This is a genomic window from Achromobacter sp. (assembly GCF_057314935.1).
The window spans coordinates 1-16436 of the sequence record NZ_DBHKZA010000055.1 but is presented as its reverse complement, the minus strand read 5'-3'; the positions used below and the strand labels follow the sequence as shown (position 1 = coordinate 16436).

Below are 16436 nucleotides of genomic sequence, written 5' to 3'. Positions count from 1 at the left end.
TACAAACTAAATGCAAGATGCGAAAGCGCGGCTCACGCGAGCCCCATCGTGACCCAATAGCGCGTGTAGTGGCGCACGCGCACCGGCAGCACTTCTTGCAGCATGGCCAATACCTTGTCGGTATCGGCCAGCGGGAACGCGCCTACCACCCGCAGGGCGCCCGCCGCGTCGGAACAGCTCAACAGGCCGGGGCGATAGCGCCCCAGTTCCCGCAGGAAGTCCGACAAGGGCAGTTCATCGGCGATCAGCATGCCGGTCAGCCAGGCGGACGTCGCCGGTTCCAGCGGACCGGCCGCAAAGCCGCCCCCCGCCGAATAGTCGGCCTGTTCGCCGGCCGGCACGCGCCGGGGCGAAGCGGCGGGATCCAGGCCCCGCACATCCACCGCGCCCTCCAGCACCGCCACCCGCATCGCTCTGCCGTCATCCAGGTCGCGCACCAGGAAGCGCGTCCCTACCGGCGTCAGCACGCCGCTGCGCGTACGCACCGTGAACGGCCGGCCTTGCGGGTCTGGCGCGGTGGTCACAAGGATTTCTCCCTCCAGCAGCACCAGTTCCCGCTGGCCGGCGGTGTAGCGCAAGTCCACCGCGCTGCCGGTGTTCAACTCCAGCAACGTGCCGTCCGGCAGGGTCAGGGCCCGCCGCTCTCCGGTGCCGGTGCGCAGGTCGGCGGTCAGGCGACGGATCGTGCCGCGTTCGCCCACCGCCCACGCGCCCAGACCCAGCCCGGCGGCCGACACCATCCACCGGATCGCATTGCGGCGCGACTGGATCAGCGGCGCCTGCCGCAAGGTGCGCGCGGCCACGCCGCTGCCCGCCTCGCTCACGCCCAGCGCCACGTCGCGCGTCAGCGCGCTCATCCGCTGCCAGGCCAGTTCATGCGCGGGCTGCGCCTGGCGCCAGCGTTCGAAGCCCGCGCGGTCGGCATCCGTCGCGTCCTCGCGCAGGCGCGCCCACCAGTCGGCGGCCTGGCGGATGACCTTGGGATCGATCCGACCGGCTTCCGGCGCGTGCGGCCGCAGCAGCCTGGCGTTGTCCATCAGGCCCCGGCTCATCCGTAGACAGCCGTGTAGCAATGCACCAGCGCGCGCGCCAACGACTTCTGCACGGCGTTGGGCGTGAGTCCCAATTGCTGCCCGATTTCGGTGTAGGACAGCCCGTCGATCTGCGCCATCAGGAAGATCCGGCGGCTCGCCATCGGCAGGCTGTCCAGCAATTCGCAGACCTGTTCCAGCGCTTCCAGGATCAGCGCCCGCGCTTCCACCGACGGCTCCACCGCGACCGGCTGCAACGCCAGCGATTCGGCATAGGCCGTCTCCAGCGCCGCCCGGCGCGCGCGGCCGATCAGCAGCCGCGTGGCGATGGTGCGCAGATAGGCGCGCGGCTCGCTCAGCGGCTCGCGCACGTTGGCGCGGATCAGCCGCTCGAAGGTGTCGTGCGCCACGTCGGCCGCATCCGACGCGTTGCCCAGCTTGCGCTGCAGCATGCCCCGCAACCATTGGTGGTGGGCAAGATAGACGGTTTGCACCTCGGCGCGAGGGGCGAATGAAGAGGAAGGCATGACGTTTGCGCCCCGGCGTCGCCGCCAGATATCCACACACAATGAAAATGATTCGCAATTATAGTTATCTGCAAATCGTTTACAAGGCGGGAAGATCATCCCCGGGCGCCCCGGGCGGGCGAAACGGCCGGAGGCAGGCTGCCTACCCCGCCGCCCGCGCCCGCAACGCCTCGACCAGCGCGGCCAGCACGGGCTTGTCCAGCGCCTGCACGGCATAGCACAGGCCCACGCGACGGGACATCTCCAGTCCATCGATGGGCCGGCCGCTGACACCTGCCTGGCGCCGCACCAGGGATTCGGGCGCCACGCAGGCGCCCACGCCTGCCGCGGCCAGCTCCAGCGCCAGGCGCAAGGATCCGGCATGCGCGGCCGGCGCGCTGGCCGCCGCGCCGTAGTACGGCAGCAGACGTTGATGGGTCGGATGGGCCGGGCACACGATCCATGGCAGCGCGGTATCGGCAGCGCTGCCTTCCGGCACGGCCAGCACGTAGGGATCGACGGACAGGGTCAGGAACAACTCGTCTTCGCAGCGCTCGTCTTCCGTCGACAGGCGCGCATCGCCCACGCAACCTTCCGAGAGCTTCACGAACAAGGCCGGCACCGCCTGCCTTGCCGCCTGCACAAAGGCGGCCACATCCTGCCCGGCGATGTCGGCTTCGACGCCGATCTCGATTTCCGCCGCATTCGCGCCCTGCCGGAACTGCTGCGTCATGGATTCCGTTTGCGACAGGAGGCGGCGGGCCTGCGGGTACAGGATGCGCGCGTCTTCCGTGACCGAAACGCCGCGCGCCTGCCGTTCGAACAGCTGCGTGCCCAACAGGTCTTCCAGGCTTTTGATGGTGCCCGACAAAGCGGGCTGGCTCAGGTGCAGCCGCCGCGCGGCGCCGGTGATGTTGCGTTCTTCGAAGACGGCGACAAAGGCCTTGAGTTGACGGCTATCCATAAGTTTTCCCGATTGCTGCAAAAAGAATAAACCATTTTTCAGGCGAAACGTCCCGTCCTAGAATGATTTCCACTCTCTTCACATACCAAAAACCAATACCTGGAGCTCCACCATGAACACCCCGAACAAGCCGCTCGTCATCATCACCGGCGCCAGTTCCGGCATCGGCCTGGCCACCGCCCGCCTCTTCTCGGCCCACGGCCATCCGCTGCTGCTGCTGGCCCGCCGGCTGGAACCCATGCAGGCGTTGAACCTGCCCCACACGCTGACGCGTTCCGTGGACGTGACCGACCGCCAGGCGCTGGCGGCAGCGGTTCAGGAAGCCGAGGCGCGTTTCGGCCCCGCCGACGCCATCGTCAACAACGCGGGCGTCATGCTGCTGGGCGACATCACGCGCCAGGATCCGGAAGAATGGAGCCGCATGCTGGACGTGAACATCAAGGGCGTCTTGAACGGCGTGAACGCCGTGGCGACCGGCATGGCCGAACGCAAGCGCGGCACCATCATCAACATCGGTTCGGTGGCCGGCCGCAAGACGTTCCCCAACCACGTGGCCTATGTGGGCACCAAGTTCGCGGTGCACGGACTGTCGGAAAACCTGCGTGAAGAACTGTCGGCGCACAACGTGCGCGTGGTCACCATCGCCCCGGGCGCGGTGGAAACCGAATTGCTCGGCCATACCACCGACGAGAGCATCAAGACCGGCTACGAAGCCTGGAAGGCGGACATGGGCGGCAAGGTGCTTGCCGCTGAAGACGTGGCCAACGCCGTCCACTACGCCTATGCGCAGCCGGACGGCGTCTGCATCCGCGAGATCGTGCTGGCGGCCACCCGCCAGCAGGCGTGACGCCTCAGAACTTCGCGGTCAGGTTCACGAACACGCTTCGCGGTTCGCCGTAGTACACCTGGTTGCCGATACCGCCCAGGTAGTACTTCTTGTCGAACAGGTTGTTCAGGTTCAACTGCGCGGACAAGCGCGAATTGAAGTCGTAGCGCGCCATCAGGTTGTAGATGGCGTAGGCCTTCTGCTTGGCGGTGATGGTGTCGTCGCCCGCGCTGACTTCGCTATACGTCGAAATCTGCCAGTTGACGCCGCCGCCCACGGTCAGCTTGCTGAATGCGCCCGGCAAGCGGTAGGTCGTGAACAGCTTGGCCATGGCGCGCGGGCGTTCCGGGTTGACCGACACGCCCTGCGCATCGCGGCTGGTGTAGTAGGTGCCGCCGGCGTACGCGTTCCAGCCCGGGGCCAGTTGCCCGCTGACTTCCAGCTCGACGCCCTTGGTGGTGACGCCGTCCGCGGTCGTGTACGCCTGCTCGAACGAGCCCGGCACCAGCTCGTCGCCATCCAGCACGGCCACCTTGCTTTGCTTGACCTTGAACAGCGCAAGCGACGTGTTCAGCCTGCCGTCCAGGTATTCGCCCTTCACGCCTACTTCGTAGTTCTTGCCCTGCACCGGATCCAGGTAATTGCCGTTGCGGTCGCGGTTGTCCTGCGGCTGGAAGATATCGGTGTAGCTGACGTAGGCCGAATAGGTGTCGTTGATGTCGTACACCACGCCCGCGTACGGGATGAACTTGGAATCCTTCTGGTCGCGCGTGTCCGACTTGGATTTCCAGGTCGCGTAGCGGCCGCCCGTGATGGCGGTCAGGCCGTCGGCCAGCGACCAGCGGATGGCGCCGTACGCGCCTTCCTGGTGCGTGACGGTCGCGCGCAGGCTGGCGTCGGTCCAGGTGGGCTGCGCGAACGATCCATCCCACTGGTAGAAGTTGCCGGTGCTGGCCAGCGAACCGCTTTCAAACCCGTAGCGGTAGAAGTCTTCACCGTAACGGCTGCGCATCGCGCCCACCACGACCTCGTGCTTGCGGCCCAGCAGCGTGAACGGCCCCTTGGCCTGCACGTCCAGCGAGGTCTGCTGCGCGTACGAATTCCAATAACCCGGCAGCGCGCGCAGGCCGGTGCCGGTTTCGCGGTCCAGGTCGCCATACAGGTAGAGCAGCTTGGCGTCGTACTTGCTCTTGCGCTGGGACCAGTCCGCGCGGACCTCCCAGTCGTTGTCGAAACGGTGTTCCAGCGTGGCGAACATCGTCTGGTTGGTCGTATGCCAATAGGTCCAGTCCGCCGCCGTGGTCTTGGACCGCCGCCAATCGGTGGCCGTGCCATCGCTGAACACCACGGGCAGGCTGCCCCAGGTGGAACCGCGCGGACGCTTGTCCTGATAGTCCGCCCCCACGCTCAGCCGCGTATTGGGCGTCAGGTCGGCGTCGACCACGCCGTAAAACACTTTCTTGTTGGCGTGGTACAGGTCGATATAGGAATCGCGGCCCTGGTACAGCGCCACCATCCGCGCGCGCACGGTGCCTTCCTCGTTCAACGGCGTGGACATGTCGACGGTGCCGCGGTACTGGTTCCACGAGCCGAAGCCGGCGCTGACCGAACCCGTGAATTCCTTGCTGTTGGCGTGCTTGCGCACCAGGTTGATCGATGCGCCGGGGTTGCCCGCGCCGGTCATCAGCCCGGTAGCGCCGCGCACCACTTCAATACGGTCGTAGATGAACGAGTCGTTGTCGGATTCGCCATACATGGACAGGCCGATGGTGGTCGGCACGCCGTCGTACTGCAGGCTGTCGATGTAGAACCCGCGCGACCAGAAGTCGGTGCGGTCGGTGTCTTCGCTGACCACCTGCACGCCCACGACGTTGCCCATCACCTCGTCGAGCGATCGCAGGTTCTGGTCGTCGATGCGTTGGCGCGTCACGACGCTGACGGACTGCGGCGTCTCGCGCAGCGACAGGGTCAGGCCGGTGGCAGCCGAGGTGGCAGGTGTGGTGTACGAACCCGTGCCTTCGGTGACCGCCGGATCCGAACTGCCCATGACCGTCACCGGCGCCAGGCTCGTCACGCCGCCGTCGCGCGTCAGGATGATGCTGTCGCCCTGCCAGCGGTAGGCCACGCCCGTGCCCTGCAACAGGGTCCGCAACGCCTCTTCCGGCGGCAGGCTGCCCCGCAGGCCGCGCGCGTTCAGGCCCGCCACCACGTCGGGCGCATAGAACACGCGCACCTTGGTCTGGGCGGCCCATTGCATCAACGCGTCGCCCAGCGGCTGCGCGGCGATGTCGACGGACACAGCGGCGGCCTGGGCGCGCGCGGCATCCGGTGCGCCGGCCAGCGCCAGGCCCAGGGCCAGCATCAGGGTGGAAAGCATGAAGCGCGGGGCCGCGCCTGCGCGGCGCGTCGCCGCGATGGAATGACTGCTTGCGGGAATGGTCACGAATACCTGCTGTTTCGGTTCGACGGAGGGGATTGCGCGCCCGGCAACGGGCGTGCGGCGCATGCGCCTTCCTTCGTAGAACGCCTCAACCGCAGATAAACCTGAATCTCATTCCCATTTATTTTGTAACAGCGCCGGGTGGTGCTCAGTTCGCGCTGATGTCGATGGGTCCGCCGGGCCGCGGGGTCAGGCGCACCGGAGCCACCGCCGGCAAGGCGTCGACCAGCGCCTCGGGGCGGTCCAGCGAGAACGACGCCGACACGCGCAGGCGGCCCGCCTTGTCATCCGCCAGCCGCAATGGCGTGGCCAGATAGCGGTTCATTTCGCGCACCACCTCGGTCAGGGGCGTGTTCTTGAACACCACGCGCCCGTCGCGCCAGGCCGTGGCAGTCTGCACATCGGCGGGCGCCGGCACGCCGATCGCGCCGCTGCCCGGCACCCGGATGCCGTGGCCCGCGCGCAGCACGGCGCGGCCCAGGTTCCACCAGTGCCCGCCCGATACCTGCACCGTGCCGGACTCCACCAGCACGGCCACCTGATCCGCATCGCGGCGCACGTCGAACACCGTGCCCGTCACGCGCACCACGCCGCTGCCGGCGTCCACGATGAACGGGCGCGCCGGGTCTGCGCTGACGGTGAAATTGATCTCGCCGCTTTCCAGCTCGACGTCGCGGCGCCCCGCGTACAGCTTCACCTGGGCGCGGGTGCCGCCGTTGATCTCAAGGACCGATCCATCCGGCAAGGTCATCTGGCGGCGCTCGCCGCGTTCCGTGCTGACCATCGAGGTGAACGACGGCGCCTCCACGGGCAGGCTCCACCACACGCCCAAGGCCACGACCGCCAAGCCCGCACAGGCTATCGCCACGCGCAGCACGAACGCGCGCTCGCGGCGCAGCCGCGGCCGCGGGGGCACCGCCCCGCCCAACAGGCCCTGCACCTGGTCTCGCGACAATCCGGCGGCCGCCGCGCCCAATTGCTGCATGCGGTCGAATTCGCGCGCGGCATCGGGATGGGCACGGCGCCACCGGGCGAACTCGCGGCGGTCGCGCCGCGTCAGCTCGCCCGAGTGCCAGCGCGCGAACCACCACGCGGCGGTGGCCGGCTCGCGCGCTGCGTCGCGGTCGTTCGGAAAAGGCATGGTCATGGATTGTGTTCGCGCAGCCGGTCGCGCACATGTTCAATGGCGCGCATGACATAGCGCTCGATCATATTCTTGGACAGGTCCATATGCGCTGCCACCTCGGCCTGCGTCCAGCCCTCGATGCGGTTCAGCACGAAGGCCTCGCGGCACTTGGGGGGCAATTCTGCCAGGACTTTGGCCAGATCGTCTGCCAGCCGTGACGCGCGCACCGGCGCGTCCGGGTCGTCCTGGACCAGCTGGTCGGCCTCGCCCAGTTCGTCCAGCGGTATGTGCTCAGCGCGGTCCTGCCGTCGCCAGCGGTCGATCAGCCGGTGCCCGGCCGCCTGGAACAGATAGCCGCGCGCCTTCAGCGCGACGCTGGCATCCGCTTTCAGCAGGCGCTCGATGGCGTCATGCGCCGCGTCTTCGGCGTCGTGCCGGTTGCCGGTTCGCCGGCTCCATACGCCCACCAGCTCGTCGTAATAGGCGAGCCAGCCGGTGCGGGGCGAGGAAGGGCGGGACATGGACCAATCGGATGGCGGAAAGCGGCAGGGCTGCGAATTTTACAAATAATTCTCATTATCGCAACTGCACCGTCGTACGTCCGCCACAACCGGCGTCCGCCCCGCTAGTAATCCATGGGGCAATGGCTTTGCGCCGCCCGGATTTCCTGTATGTGGCGTTCGGCTTCTTCCTTCTCGGCCGCGGGCGGCAATGGCCGCCAGCTCACCATGTTGCCGGGTGTCTTCACCGGCATCCAGCCCAGCACGCTGTACAGCGTGATGGCAGTGCGTCCCGTGTCGAAGCGTGTTTCGTAATAGCCCTGCCGTTCCGGCGCGGTATCGCCGGACGTCCAATCCAACTGAGACATCCATGTCTCCTCATTGAAGCTTATTGGCTGGTGCGCCTACCCCGCGAATCGGGCATGCAACCGCTTGATCGTATAGCGCTCCGTCGAGCCTGTACTGCCACCTTGCGCCCGCTTTGCATTTCTTGACAGAGGGGAATCCCTAGGATTTGGCGGCATATCGATTGCTAAACCGGGAAAACAGCGGCTAGGATGTAGCAAAATATTCTTACAAACACGGGACCGGGCACGTGTCCGTCCGCTCGGGGCCTTGGGCAGACCTCCATGCCGAAATCGATCCTGCCGCGCAACCCGAAAGATCGGCTGGCCTCTCTGGCAGGCGCCAGCGCGTTGCGCGCCATACGCGAAGGCCTGCTCTGGACCTTGCCGTGCCTGCTGGTCACCGCCCTGTTCCTCGTCCTGTCCGTGGTCGCCCGCCAGTTGGGCATGCCCGCCGCGGTGGTCGAGCTGCTGACCGGCGTCCACGACAAGCTGTCGGGCATCATGCCGATCCTGGCCGGCACGTCCATCGGCTACATGCTGTCGTTCCGGCATCGCCTGCCCCATCTGCCCACCGCCTTCCTGTGCCTGTCGTACGTGGTGATGGCCGACGGCCTGATGGCGCCCTATCCGCAGGCGGCGTCAACGCTGGTGCTCTTCATCGCCATCGTTTCGCCCTTGCTGACGGTGCCACTGATGGCCTGGCTGCACCGGCGCCCCTGGACACGGCTGGCGCCTGACGGGCTGATCAGCGAAAACGTGCGCGACACGCTGAACATGGTGGTGCCCGGCCTGCTGACCGCGGGCGTGGTGCTGGTTGCGCTGTCCGCCGCGCTGCGCATTCCCGGTGTCGCGCAATTCAACATTCCGTTGAACTTCGCCTCGCTGGACAATCCATTCACCTCCGGCGCGCTGATCGCGGGCCTGGACTCCCTGCTCTGGTTCTTCGGCATCCATGGCTACCACGCGATGGCGCCCGTGATGGACGTGATGGATCAGGCGGCCATGCTGAATGCCGTGAGCCAGGCCGCCGGCTATGAAGGCATGTATGCGTTGAACAGCACGCTGCTGGGCGCCTTCGTGTTCATCGGCGGATCGGGCGCGACGATGTCGCTGGTGATCGCCATCCTGGTGTTCTCGCGCAGCGAGTCGCTGCGCGTGCTGGCGCTGGCCAGCCTGCCGGTATCGCTTTTGAATGTGAATGAAATCCTGCTGTTCGGGCTGCCCCTGATCCTGAATCCGCGCCTGCTTGTCCCTTTCATCCTGGCGCCCGTGACCAATGTGGCCATCGCGCTGGCGGTGGTGCAGCTGGGCTGGTTGCCCAGCGCCACGACCGAGCTGCCCCTGACCTCGCCCGTCCTGTTCAACGCCTATGTCGCCGCGGGCGGCAGCCTGGCCGGCGTGGCGCTGCAACTCGTGCTGGTGGGCATCGGCATGTGCCTGTACGCCCCCTTCGTCGTCGCGCAGGAGCGCCAGCGCCAGGAAAGCGCGACGGTCTACTTCAAATCGCTGGATACGACCTTTCCCCGGTTGCAGGAAGAATCGCTGCTGTATGCGCACGATCCCATCGTGAAGATCTACACCGACCGCGCGCACCGGGCCACCGAAAACGCCCGTATCCGCGAAATCAGCCAATACGATTTCTACCTGCAGTTCCAGCCGCAGGTTTCACTGCGCAGCGGACTGTGCACGGGCTGCGAGGCCTTGCTGCGCGCCACCGGCCCGGAAGGCACGCAACAGGCGCCGATGGAATTCCTGCGGTGGCTGGCGCAGGCCGGCCTGATGCGCGAGGTGGACCTGTGGGTGGCCAGGCAGGCGGTGCTGCAATGCCTGCAATGGCGCAAGCGCGACTTCGTGCTGCCGATGACCATCAACGTCACGCCCGGCACGCTGACGTCCGACGACTACCTGGAGAAACTGATCAAGGTGCTGGCGCAAGCCGGCGGGCAGATATCCGTGGAGTTGACGGAAGACGCGCTGGTCGAAGACGCGCAGGCGCTGCATATCGCGTTCGACCGCCTGCACGCGATCGGCGCACGGGTCTACATCGACGATTTCGGCACGGGATATTCCGCCCTGAGCTACCTGCACCAATTCCAGATCGACGCGGTCAAGATCGACCGCAGTTTCGTGATCGCGCAAGGCTCCGACCGAGGCGCGCTGGTCATGAGCGGCCTGCTGCGGTTTTGCGAGGCCTTGAACCTGCAGATCATCGTGGAAGGTGTAGAGACGGACCAGCAGCTGATGGCGCTGGATTCCCCTGCCGAGATCATCGTGCAGGGGTGGTACTACAGCAAGGCATTGTCGGGCGACAAGCTTGTGGACTTCGCGCGCCGGCGGCAGGCAGTCCCGCCCATGCCGGCGCAGCCGTATACGTCAGCGCCTATTTGATGCCGATGAACGGCAAGGCGGCGCCCGGCACCTGCGTGGCCGGCAGCACGCCGTCCCATTTTTCGACCGCGTTCAGGCTGACCAGATTGGTGTTGGCGGCCAGCGCCTCGGCCTTGGCGCGGATCGACGCCGCTTCGGCTTCGCCGCGCATGCGGATGCCATCGGCTTCGGCCGTGAACTGCTGACGGCGCGCATCGGCCTCGGCCTTGGCCTTGACCACCTGGATCTCGGCGTTGATCATCGCCGTTTCCTTCTGCTGGCGCGTGGTCTCGATCTGCACCTGGGCCAGCATGCGTTGCTCGATGGAGTGCTCATAGGCTTGCGAGAAGCCCACTTCCTCGATCTGCACCCCCACCACCTGCACGGGCGCGCCTTCCATCGTCTTCAACACGGCGTTGTTCACGTCCAGGCCGAGCTTCTGGCGTTCCTGGATGGCGCGCACGGCCGTGTACTGGCCGAACACGTTCTTCACGGCGTCAGGCGTCTTGCGTTCCAGCACGCGCATCTGCAGGTTGCCGATGGTGCCGTATTCGGAATACAGCTCGGCCACATGCTCGGGCGGCACGCGGTACGTGACGGACACCCGCAGGTGCGCCGGCTGCTGGTCGTAGCTGTAGGCCTCCAGCTTTTCGAACACGAAAGTGTGGTCGCGCACGGACACCGTCATCACGTTGTCGATGAACGGCGTCTTGAAGTCCAGGCCCGGTTCGGACACGCGCACCAGCTTGCCGTTGCGCAGCACGACGCCGCGTTCGCCCTGGTCCACCTGGAACCACGAACCGAACGCCAGGAACAGGATCAGCAGGAAGAGAATGCCGGTGCCAATGGCGACCTTGATGCTGCGCGGCTTGACCGCGCCGATCGTCTTGACCATCTGAATGTCTGTCGGCTTCACTTGGAGTCCCTATCTGTTTTTGAACGTTTACGGTCCGAGAGCACGGCCGCGATGCCGCGGGCCAGCAAGTAGGCGACCACTGCTGCGCCAACCAAGATCAGGAAATACCTCATCGAGCGTCCCCCCCGGGAAAGAAGCATCGGATTCTAGCCCGAGCCGGGGACGGATAGAGGGCCCTATCGGGATCGAGTGTTGCCAGACTTTGCAGAACGTTGCTGAGCATTCGGACTCTGCTACGCTTGGCCGTTTTTCCCCCTGCGAAAGGGACGTCGCTCATGCGCATCGCCTGCCTGCATACCGCCCACAGCAATATCGCCGTCTTCGACCACGCCGCGCAGGCCGTATTCGGCAATCCTGCGCGCGCCACGCTGCAACATCATGTACGCGCCGACCTGCTGGAAGCCGCGGAACAGGCCGGCGGCATGACGGACGACATCGCCGGCGCCACGCGCATGGCGATACAGGCGTTGGCGGCATCCGTGGACGCCGTGCTGCTGACCTGCTCCACGCTGGGGCCCGTCGCCGACCAATTGTCGGCGACGCTTGCCGTCCCCGTGCTGCGCGTGGACCGCGCGCTGGCACAGGAAGCCATCCGCGGCGGCCGGTCGATCGTGGCGCTATGCGCGGTCGCGACGACGATGGCGCCCACCCGCGCATTGTTTGACGCGCTGGCCCGAGACTCGGGCGCGACGGTGGATGTGCGCCTGGTGGAGGGCGCCTGGGACCACTTCAAGGCAGGAGCGACGGACGCCTATCTGCGCGCCATCGCGAACGCCGCGCAGGACGCCTACGCGCAGGGCGCGGATACCGTGGCCCTTGCGCAGTCCTCGATGGCCGGCGCGGCCGCGTTGGCCGCTACACACCAGACGCCGTTAAGCAGCCCGGCCGCCGGTTTGCGCGCGGCGATGGCGGCAGCGGACACGACGAAGGCCTGAGGCCGGATTCAAGGCTGGGGATTCGCCCCGTAAACCTGCAACCCCAGCCGGGACAAGCGGTCGGGATATTCCCAGAACGCGTGGTCCAGCGTCTCCATCTCTTCCTGCTCGGCCTCGGTCATCGCGCCGTAGATGTCGTTTAACTGCACCACCTCGGGCGAGGCTTCGAAGCGGTCGATCAGCCCGCGCATGCGCGACAGCACCGCCAGCATGTGCGTGGCGCCCACCTTGCGAAGCGCCTGCAGGGCCAACTGGCAGGTCGGGTCGCCCCAATTGCACAGGAACTGCATGAAGCCGCCATTGTTGATGTCGGCTTCCATCCGCCATAGCGCCACCAGTTCCTGGTCAGCGAGCGACAGGCGGTCCAGCTTCCATTCGGCCGCGGCCAATTTCGCCATCGCCTGCTCGTAGCGCTGATCCCACAACAGATCGTGCACATTCAGCATGCCCTCGGCCGAGGGCTCCAGCAGCGCGGGCCAGACCACGCCAAAACCGTCGTCCACCAATTGCCATTGCCCGCGTTCTGCGGGTGTCGCGTTTTCCAGGCGGATGTGGCGTTTGATCGGTTCGCGCAGCGTGTGGCCGCTGGCCAACGTCAGCAGCAGATGCGTGTCGGTCAACGCAATGGATTGAATGCGGTACGGAGTCAATGACATGTCAAAACCGAAGAACAAGAACCGGCGAACCTTACCGGGACCGCGCATCCCTGTCGAGGCGCCCGCGCGTAGGCAGCGCTCGCATCAGGCCGCACACTGTTACGTCCTCGGGCCGAAGCCTTCTGCTACCGTAGTCTTGCCTGCACCGTGCCACTGGCCCGGCTCCCACGACAGAGACCGACTATGCCACGTCCTTCCGAGTCCGCCCCCCTGATCGGCGTGATCCCGCCCTACGTGCTGGACCGCCTGGCGCAGCATGCCGACGCCCGCGTCAGCATGCCGGCCGTCAAGACGCTGATCATCGACCAGCAACAGCGCAGCTTGCGCGAAATGGCGGAACAGCCGCCACGCGCCACGCTGGCCCCCACCCGCGACGCCGCCCCCGGCGGCACGCCGCAACGTGCCGTGCATGACGCCGACAACACCACCACCCTGCCGGGTACGCTGGCGCGCGCCGAAGGCCGCCCGGCCAGCGGCGACGTTGCGGTGGATGAAGCCTATGCGCATCTGGGCGCCACGTACAAACTGTTCTGGGACATCTACAAGCGCCACTCCATCGACGGCCACGGCCTGCCGCTGGTGGGCACCGTGCACTATGGCGAAGACTATGACAACGCCTTCTGGAACGGCGCGCAGATGGTGTTTGGCGACGGCGACGGCGAAGTCTTCAACCGCTTCACGATCGCCGTCGACATCATCGGCCATGAACTCACGCATGGCGTCATTGATTCCGAAGCCGGCCTGCTCTACCAGGGCCAGTCCGGCGCGCTGAACGAATCGCTGTGCGATGTCTTCGGCGCGCTGGTCAAGCAGTACGCGCTGGGCCAGACGGCCAGGCAGGCGGACTGGCTGGTGGGCGCCGGGCTATTCACCGAAAAAGTCAGTGCCCGCGGACTGCGCTCCATGGCCGAACCCGGCAGCGCCTACGATGACCCGCTGCTGGACAAGGATCCGCAACCCGGGCACATGCGCGATTACGCCGACACGCCGCGCGACAACGGCGGCGTGCACATCAATTCCGGCATCCCCAACCGCGCCTTTTTCCTGTCCGCCACGACGCTGGACGGCCCCGCATGGAAAGGCGCGGGGCAAGTCTGGTACGACACGCTGTGCGACAAGCGCCTGCGCCACGATGCCGACTTCAAGGCCTTTGCCGCCCTGACGCTGACGGTGGCCGCCGAGCGCCACGGCGCGGCCGTGCAGAAAGCCATCGGCCAGGCCTGGGCGGCCGTGGGAGTCCTGTCATGATCGAGCTGCCTCCGCTGGACCTCGTGCTGCTGGTGCGGCTCAGCCGCGAAGGCGGGCTGGCCTACCTGCCCGGGTTTTCGCAACCCCGCAGCATCAATCTGTCGACGTGCCCCCCCGGCGTGCGCCAGGACGTGTGCGACGCCCTGCAACGCGCCGCCCCGCTGGCGGTGGCTGAATGCGCCCAGGGAGGCGGCGACCGGCGCTACTTCCACATCGAAATGGTGATGGACCGCGACGACCAGACGGCCGTCAGCTTCGACGTGCCGGAAACGGATGCGCCCGAAACGCTGGTGCGCCTGTGGAAGGCCCACGCCGAACCCATGTGATCGCCGGGGCGCGCGTCAGTGCGCGGCTGGCACCGGCCGCGCGGCGTGCTCGCGGAACCCGCCGATCTGCATCGCGCGTCCGGCATACAGGCCGATGACGGCCATTGCCACGCACAAGGCGGCGCATGCGCCCAGCGCCACGCTCCAGCTGCCCAGGCGGTCATGCAGCGCGCCCACCACGGCCGGGCCCGACGCCGCAAACAGATAGCCCACGCACTGCGCCATGCCCGACAGCGCCGCAGCCTGCTGCGCGTGGCTGGCGCGCAAACCCACGAACGCCAGACCCAGGATGATGCCGCCGCCCGTGCCCAGGCCCAGCAGCACGATCCACAGCGTGGCCCAGCCGGGTGCGGCGATCAGTCCGGCCAGGGCCACGAACGACGCCGCCGCCGAGCAGAACGCCGCGCCGCGCTGGTCCTTCAAGCGGCGCACCACCGGCGCCAGGAACAAGGCGGGGCCGGCCGACATCAGTTGCAGCAGCCCGTGCAGCGAGCCCGCCCGCTCTGCCGAGTACCCGGCATCGAGCAGGATCGCGGGCAGCCAGCTCACCGCGACGTAGAACACGAAAGAATTGATGCCCAGGTAAAGCGTCACCTGCCAGGCCAGCGGCGAACGCCACAGGCGGCCGCCGTGCGGCGCATGCGTGGTCGTAGAGGCCGGCGCAGTGTGATTGGACAGCTGCGGCAGCCACAGCAGCAGGCTGGCGACGGGCACCACCACCAGGCACAGCGTTGAAAAGCGCCATCCGCCCATCGACAGGTTGGCCAACGGGATCGCGATGGCGGATGCCACGCCCGCAGCGATGCTCATGGTCAGCACGTACGCCGACGTCAACCCGGCCACGCGCTGCGGAAAGTCGCGTTTGACCAGGCTGGGCAGCAGCACGTTGCCGATCGCGATGCCCGCGCCGATGATGGCCGTGCCCGCATAAAGCCCCCAGGCCCCGCCCAGCGTGCGCCCGACGATGCCCAAGGCGATCAGCAGCAGCGCGCCGAACAGCGCGCGCTCCAGCCCGAAGCGGCGGGCCAGCCCCGCCCCGAACAGCGACACCACGGCGAACGCCAGCAGCGGCAAGGTGATCAGCATGCCGGCGGCGGTCGACGACAGGCCCAGTTGTTCGCGGATCATGCCGATCAGCGGCGCCACGCCGGTGACCGGCGCGCGCAGCGCCATGGCGATGCAAAGCATGCCCGCGATCAGCAGCACCGGGCGGCTATTGGGGCGGATGTGGGAAGGAATGTGAGTCATGGCGGCAATCTGTGAAATCCAAAGCCAATGCGGAAAAAACCCGCATTTCAGAGGTCATAGCTTACGCACGCGGCGCTTTACCGAATTTCGAGACAATGACAAACTATCCCTGAATTCTGCCAACCTACCCCCTCGGCGTCGCCCCATGCATCACGCCCATTCCCCGCCGCCCGCCTTCGATCCCAACGCCGCCGCGCAGTGGACCTTCGCCATGCCGGTCCATGCGGCCGAGCAGGACAGCGAGTCGCCCACCCATCATCACCCCATGGGCCAATTGGTGCTGTCGCTGCGCGGCGGGGTGACCTGCTCGGTCCCCCAAGGGCTGTGGATGGTGCCGCCGCAATGCGGCGTGTGGATTCCGGGCGGCGTGCCGCACAGCAATCGCGTCACGGCAAACGGACAGGTCTGCTTTCTGTTCGTCCCGGCCGGCACGCCCGGCCTGCCTTCCGCCTGCTGCACCCTGGCGATCTCGCCCTTGGTGCGCGAGCTGATCGTGCACCTGGCCGACCTGCCGCCCTCCGATACCACCACCGCCGCCAACCGCAAGCTGGCGGACGTGCTGGTGGAACAGCTGTCGCGCATGCCCACCGAGCACCTGCACTTGCCGCTCTCGGACCACCCTCGCCTGCGCCAGATCGCCAGCGCCTTGAACGCCGATCCCGCCGACCGGAGCACGGTCGCGGAATGGGGCAAGCGGGTGGCCATGAGCGAACGCACGCTCGCGCGCCTGGTGCAGCAGGAAGTGGGCATGAGTTTCGGGCGCTGGCGCCAGCAACTGCACATCATCCTGGCCTTGCAGCGCCTGTCCGCCGGCGTGTCCGTGCAACGCACCGCCGAAGATCTGGGCTACGAATCGGTCAGCGCGTTCATCACGATGTTCAAGAAGACATTGGGCAAGACGCCCGCGCGTTACTTCGCGGACAAATCGGACGCGATGGGCGGATAGTCCAGCTCACCGGACTTCATCTCGCCGCGGACGCGGGCCTCGCGCATTTCCGCC

Annotated in this window: 16 protein-coding genes; 6 read left to right on the top strand and 10 right to left on the bottom strand. The window is 66.9% G+C overall.

Features of this window, described 5'->3' with window-relative positions; genetic code table 11:
* Positions 1–32 precede the first annotated feature (32 nt).
* The 3 genes from ACO6D5_RS19725 to ACO6D5_RS19715 form a co-directional block, all read right to left on the bottom strand.
* Entirely contained in the window at positions 33–1037 is a 1005-nt protein-coding gene (locus tag ACO6D5_RS19725; protein ID WP_485826289.1) for a FecR domain-containing protein, read from the bottom strand.
* Between the two features lie 11 nt (positions 1038–1048).
* Positions 1049–1558, bottom strand: coding sequence for a sigma-70 family RNA polymerase sigma factor (locus tag ACO6D5_RS19720; RefSeq protein WP_315844746.1), 510 nt, complete (start codon positions 1556–1558; stop codon positions 1049–1051).
* Positions 1559–1700: 142 nt separating this feature from the next.
* On the bottom strand, positions 1701–2501 hold the full coding sequence (locus tag ACO6D5_RS19715) for a LysR family transcriptional regulator (protein WP_315844747.1): 801 nt from the start codon (positions 2499–2501) through the stop codon (positions 1701–1703).
* A gap of 112 nt (positions 2502–2613) precedes the next feature.
* On the opposite strand from ACO6D5_RS19715, the gene ACO6D5_RS19710 reads away from it, so the two are divergent.
* The gene (locus tag ACO6D5_RS19710; protein ID WP_485826288.1) at positions 2614–3348 is read left to right on the top strand and encodes an SDR family oxidoreductase; all 735 of its coding nucleotides are present in this window, start codon (positions 2614–2616) and stop codon (positions 3346–3348) included.
* 4 nt (positions 3349–3352) lie between these two features.
* Here the strand turns inward: ACO6D5_RS19710 and fhuE are convergent, their stop codons facing one another.
* From fhuE to ACO6D5_RS19690, 4 genes are all read right to left on the bottom strand, one after another.
* Positions 3353–5833 carry a ferric-rhodotorulic acid/ferric-coprogen receptor FhuE gene (gene fhuE / locus ACO6D5_RS19705; RefSeq protein WP_315844749.1) on the bottom strand — a complete coding sequence of 827 codons (2481 nt, stop codon included), beginning with the start codon at positions 5831–5833 and terminating at the stop codon, positions 3353–3355.
* Positions 5834–5915: 82 nt separating this feature from the next.
* Positions 5916–6914, bottom strand: a complete 999-nt coding sequence (locus tag ACO6D5_RS19700; protein WP_315844750.1) for a FecR family protein — start codon at positions 6912–6914, stop codon at positions 5916–5918.
* A complete protein-coding gene (locus tag ACO6D5_RS19695; protein WP_315844751.1) occupies positions 6911–7414 on the bottom strand; it encodes an RNA polymerase sigma factor in 504 nt (167 codons plus the stop codon). The genes ACO6D5_RS19700 and ACO6D5_RS19695 overlap by 4 nt, the downstream gene beginning before the upstream one ends.
* Before the next feature lie 104 nt (positions 7415–7518).
* Positions 7519–7761 carry a hypothetical protein gene (locus tag ACO6D5_RS19690; RefSeq protein WP_006222529.1) on the bottom strand — a complete coding sequence of 81 codons (243 nt, stop codon included), beginning with the start codon at positions 7759–7761 and terminating at the stop codon, positions 7519–7521.
* 261 nt (positions 7762–8022) lie between these two features.
* Here ACO6D5_RS19690 and ACO6D5_RS19685 point away from each other — a divergent pair, with 261 nt between their 5' ends.
* Complete coding sequence (locus ACO6D5_RS19685; protein ID WP_485826287.1) at positions 8023–10128, top strand: PTS sugar transporter subunit IIC/EAL domain-containing protein; 2106 nt, start codon at positions 8023–8025, stop codon at positions 10126–10128.
* On the opposite strand, the gene ACO6D5_RS19680 is transcribed toward ACO6D5_RS19685, so the two are convergent.
* Positions 10121–11002, bottom strand: coding sequence for a prohibitin family protein (locus ACO6D5_RS19680; RefSeq protein ID WP_006222527.1), 882 nt, complete (start codon positions 11000–11002; stop codon positions 10121–10123). The two genes, ACO6D5_RS19685 and ACO6D5_RS19680, sit on opposite strands and share 8 nt — an antisense overlap.
* Before the next feature lie 296 nt (positions 11003–11298).
* On the opposite strand from ACO6D5_RS19680, the gene ACO6D5_RS19675 reads away from it, so the two are divergent.
* Positions 11299–11958, top strand: coding sequence for an aspartate/glutamate racemase family protein (locus tag ACO6D5_RS19675; protein WP_485826286.1), 660 nt, complete (start codon positions 11299–11301; stop codon positions 11956–11958).
* A gap of 8 nt (positions 11959–11966) precedes the next feature.
* Here the strand turns inward: ACO6D5_RS19675 and ACO6D5_RS19670 are convergent, their stop codons facing one another.
* Positions 11967–12614 (bottom strand): DMP19 family protein, encoded by a 648-nt coding sequence (locus ACO6D5_RS19670; RefSeq protein WP_315846570.1) that lies wholly within the window; start codon positions 12612–12614, stop codon positions 11967–11969.
* 183 nt (positions 12615–12797) lie between these two features.
* Here ACO6D5_RS19670 and ACO6D5_RS19665 point away from each other — a divergent pair, with 183 nt between their 5' ends.
* Both ACO6D5_RS19665 and ACO6D5_RS19660 read left to right on the top strand, forming a co-directional pair.
* The gene (locus ACO6D5_RS19665) at positions 12798–13862 is read left to right on the top strand and encodes a M4 family metallopeptidase (RefSeq protein WP_485826285.1); all 1065 of its coding nucleotides are present in this window, start codon (positions 12798–12800) and stop codon (positions 13860–13862) included.
* Positions 13859–14188 carry a protealysin inhibitor emfourin gene (locus tag ACO6D5_RS19660; protein ID WP_315846572.1) on the top strand — a complete coding sequence of 110 codons (330 nt, stop codon included), beginning with the start codon at positions 13859–13861 and terminating at the stop codon, positions 14186–14188. Before ACO6D5_RS19665 ends, ACO6D5_RS19660 begins: the two co-directional genes overlap by 4 nt.
* Positions 14189–14203: 15 nt before the next feature.
* Here the strand turns inward: ACO6D5_RS19660 and ACO6D5_RS19655 are convergent, their stop codons facing one another.
* The gene (locus ACO6D5_RS19655; protein WP_485826284.1) at positions 14204–15436 is read right to left on the bottom strand and encodes an MFS transporter; all 1233 of its coding nucleotides are present in this window, start codon (positions 15434–15436) and stop codon (positions 14204–14206) included.
* Positions 15437–15581: 145 nt separating this feature from the next.
* Between ACO6D5_RS19655 and ACO6D5_RS19650 the strand changes: the two genes are divergently transcribed.
* The gene (locus ACO6D5_RS19650) at positions 15582–16382 is read left to right on the top strand and encodes an AraC family transcriptional regulator (protein ID WP_088589478.1); all 801 of its coding nucleotides are present in this window, start codon (positions 15582–15584) and stop codon (positions 16380–16382) included.
* Positions 16383–16436: the final 54 nt, after the last annotated feature.

Coding starts and splice junctions, on each gene's coding strand:
- ACO6D5_RS19650 (WP_088589478.1), top strand. CDS start 15,582: ATGCATCACGCCCATTCCCCGCCGCCCGCCTTCGATCCCAACGCCGCC.
- ACO6D5_RS19675 (WP_485826286.1), top strand. CDS start 11,299: ATGCGCATCGCCTGCCTGCATACCGCCCACAGCAATATCGCCGTCTTC.
- ACO6D5_RS19720 (WP_315844746.1), bottom strand. CDS start 1,558: ATGCCTTCCTCTTCATTCGCCCCTCGCGCCGAGGTGCAAACCGTCTAT.
- ACO6D5_RS19695 (WP_315844751.1), bottom strand. CDS start 7,414: ATGTCCCGCCCTTCCTCGCCCCGCACCGGCTGGCTCGCCTATTACGAC.
- ACO6D5_RS19690 (WP_006222529.1), bottom strand. CDS start 7,761: ATGTCTCAGTTGGATTGGACGTCCGGCGATACCGCGCCGGAACGGCAG.
- ACO6D5_RS19725 (WP_485826289.1), bottom strand. CDS start 1,037: ATGGACAACGCCAGGCTGCTGCGGCCGCACGCGCCGGAAGCCGGTCGG.
- ACO6D5_RS19715 (WP_315844747.1), bottom strand. CDS start 2,501: ATGGATAGCCGTCAACTCAAGGCCTTTGTCGCCGTCTTCGAAGAACGC.
- ACO6D5_RS19680 (WP_006222527.1), bottom strand. CDS start 11,002: ATGGTCAAGACGATCGGCGCGGTCAAGCCGCGCAGCATCAAGGTCGCC.
- ACO6D5_RS19655 (WP_485826284.1), bottom strand. CDS start 15,436: ATGACTCACATTCCTTCCCACATCCGCCCCAATAGCCGCCCGGTGCTG.
- fhuE (WP_315844749.1), bottom strand. CDS start 5,833: ATGCGCCGCACGCCCGTTGCCGGGCGCGCAATCCCCTCCGTCGAACCG.
- ACO6D5_RS19685 (WP_485826287.1), top strand. CDS start 8,023: ATGCCGAAATCGATCCTGCCGCGCAACCCGAAAGATCGGCTGGCCTCT.
- ACO6D5_RS19710 (WP_485826288.1), top strand. CDS start 2,614: ATGAACACCCCGAACAAGCCGCTCGTCATCATCACCGGCGCCAGTTCC.
- ACO6D5_RS19665 (WP_485826285.1), top strand. CDS start 12,798: ATGCCACGTCCTTCCGAGTCCGCCCCCCTGATCGGCGTGATCCCGCCC.
- ACO6D5_RS19670 (WP_315846570.1), bottom strand. CDS start 12,614: ATGTCATTGACTCCGTACCGCATTCAATCCATTGCGTTGACCGACACG.
- ACO6D5_RS19660 (WP_315846572.1), top strand. CDS start 13,859: ATGATCGAGCTGCCTCCGCTGGACCTCGTGCTGCTGGTGCGGCTCAGC.
- ACO6D5_RS19700 (WP_315844750.1), bottom strand. CDS start 6,914: ATGACCATGCCTTTTCCGAACGACCGCGACGCAGCGCGCGAGCCGGCC.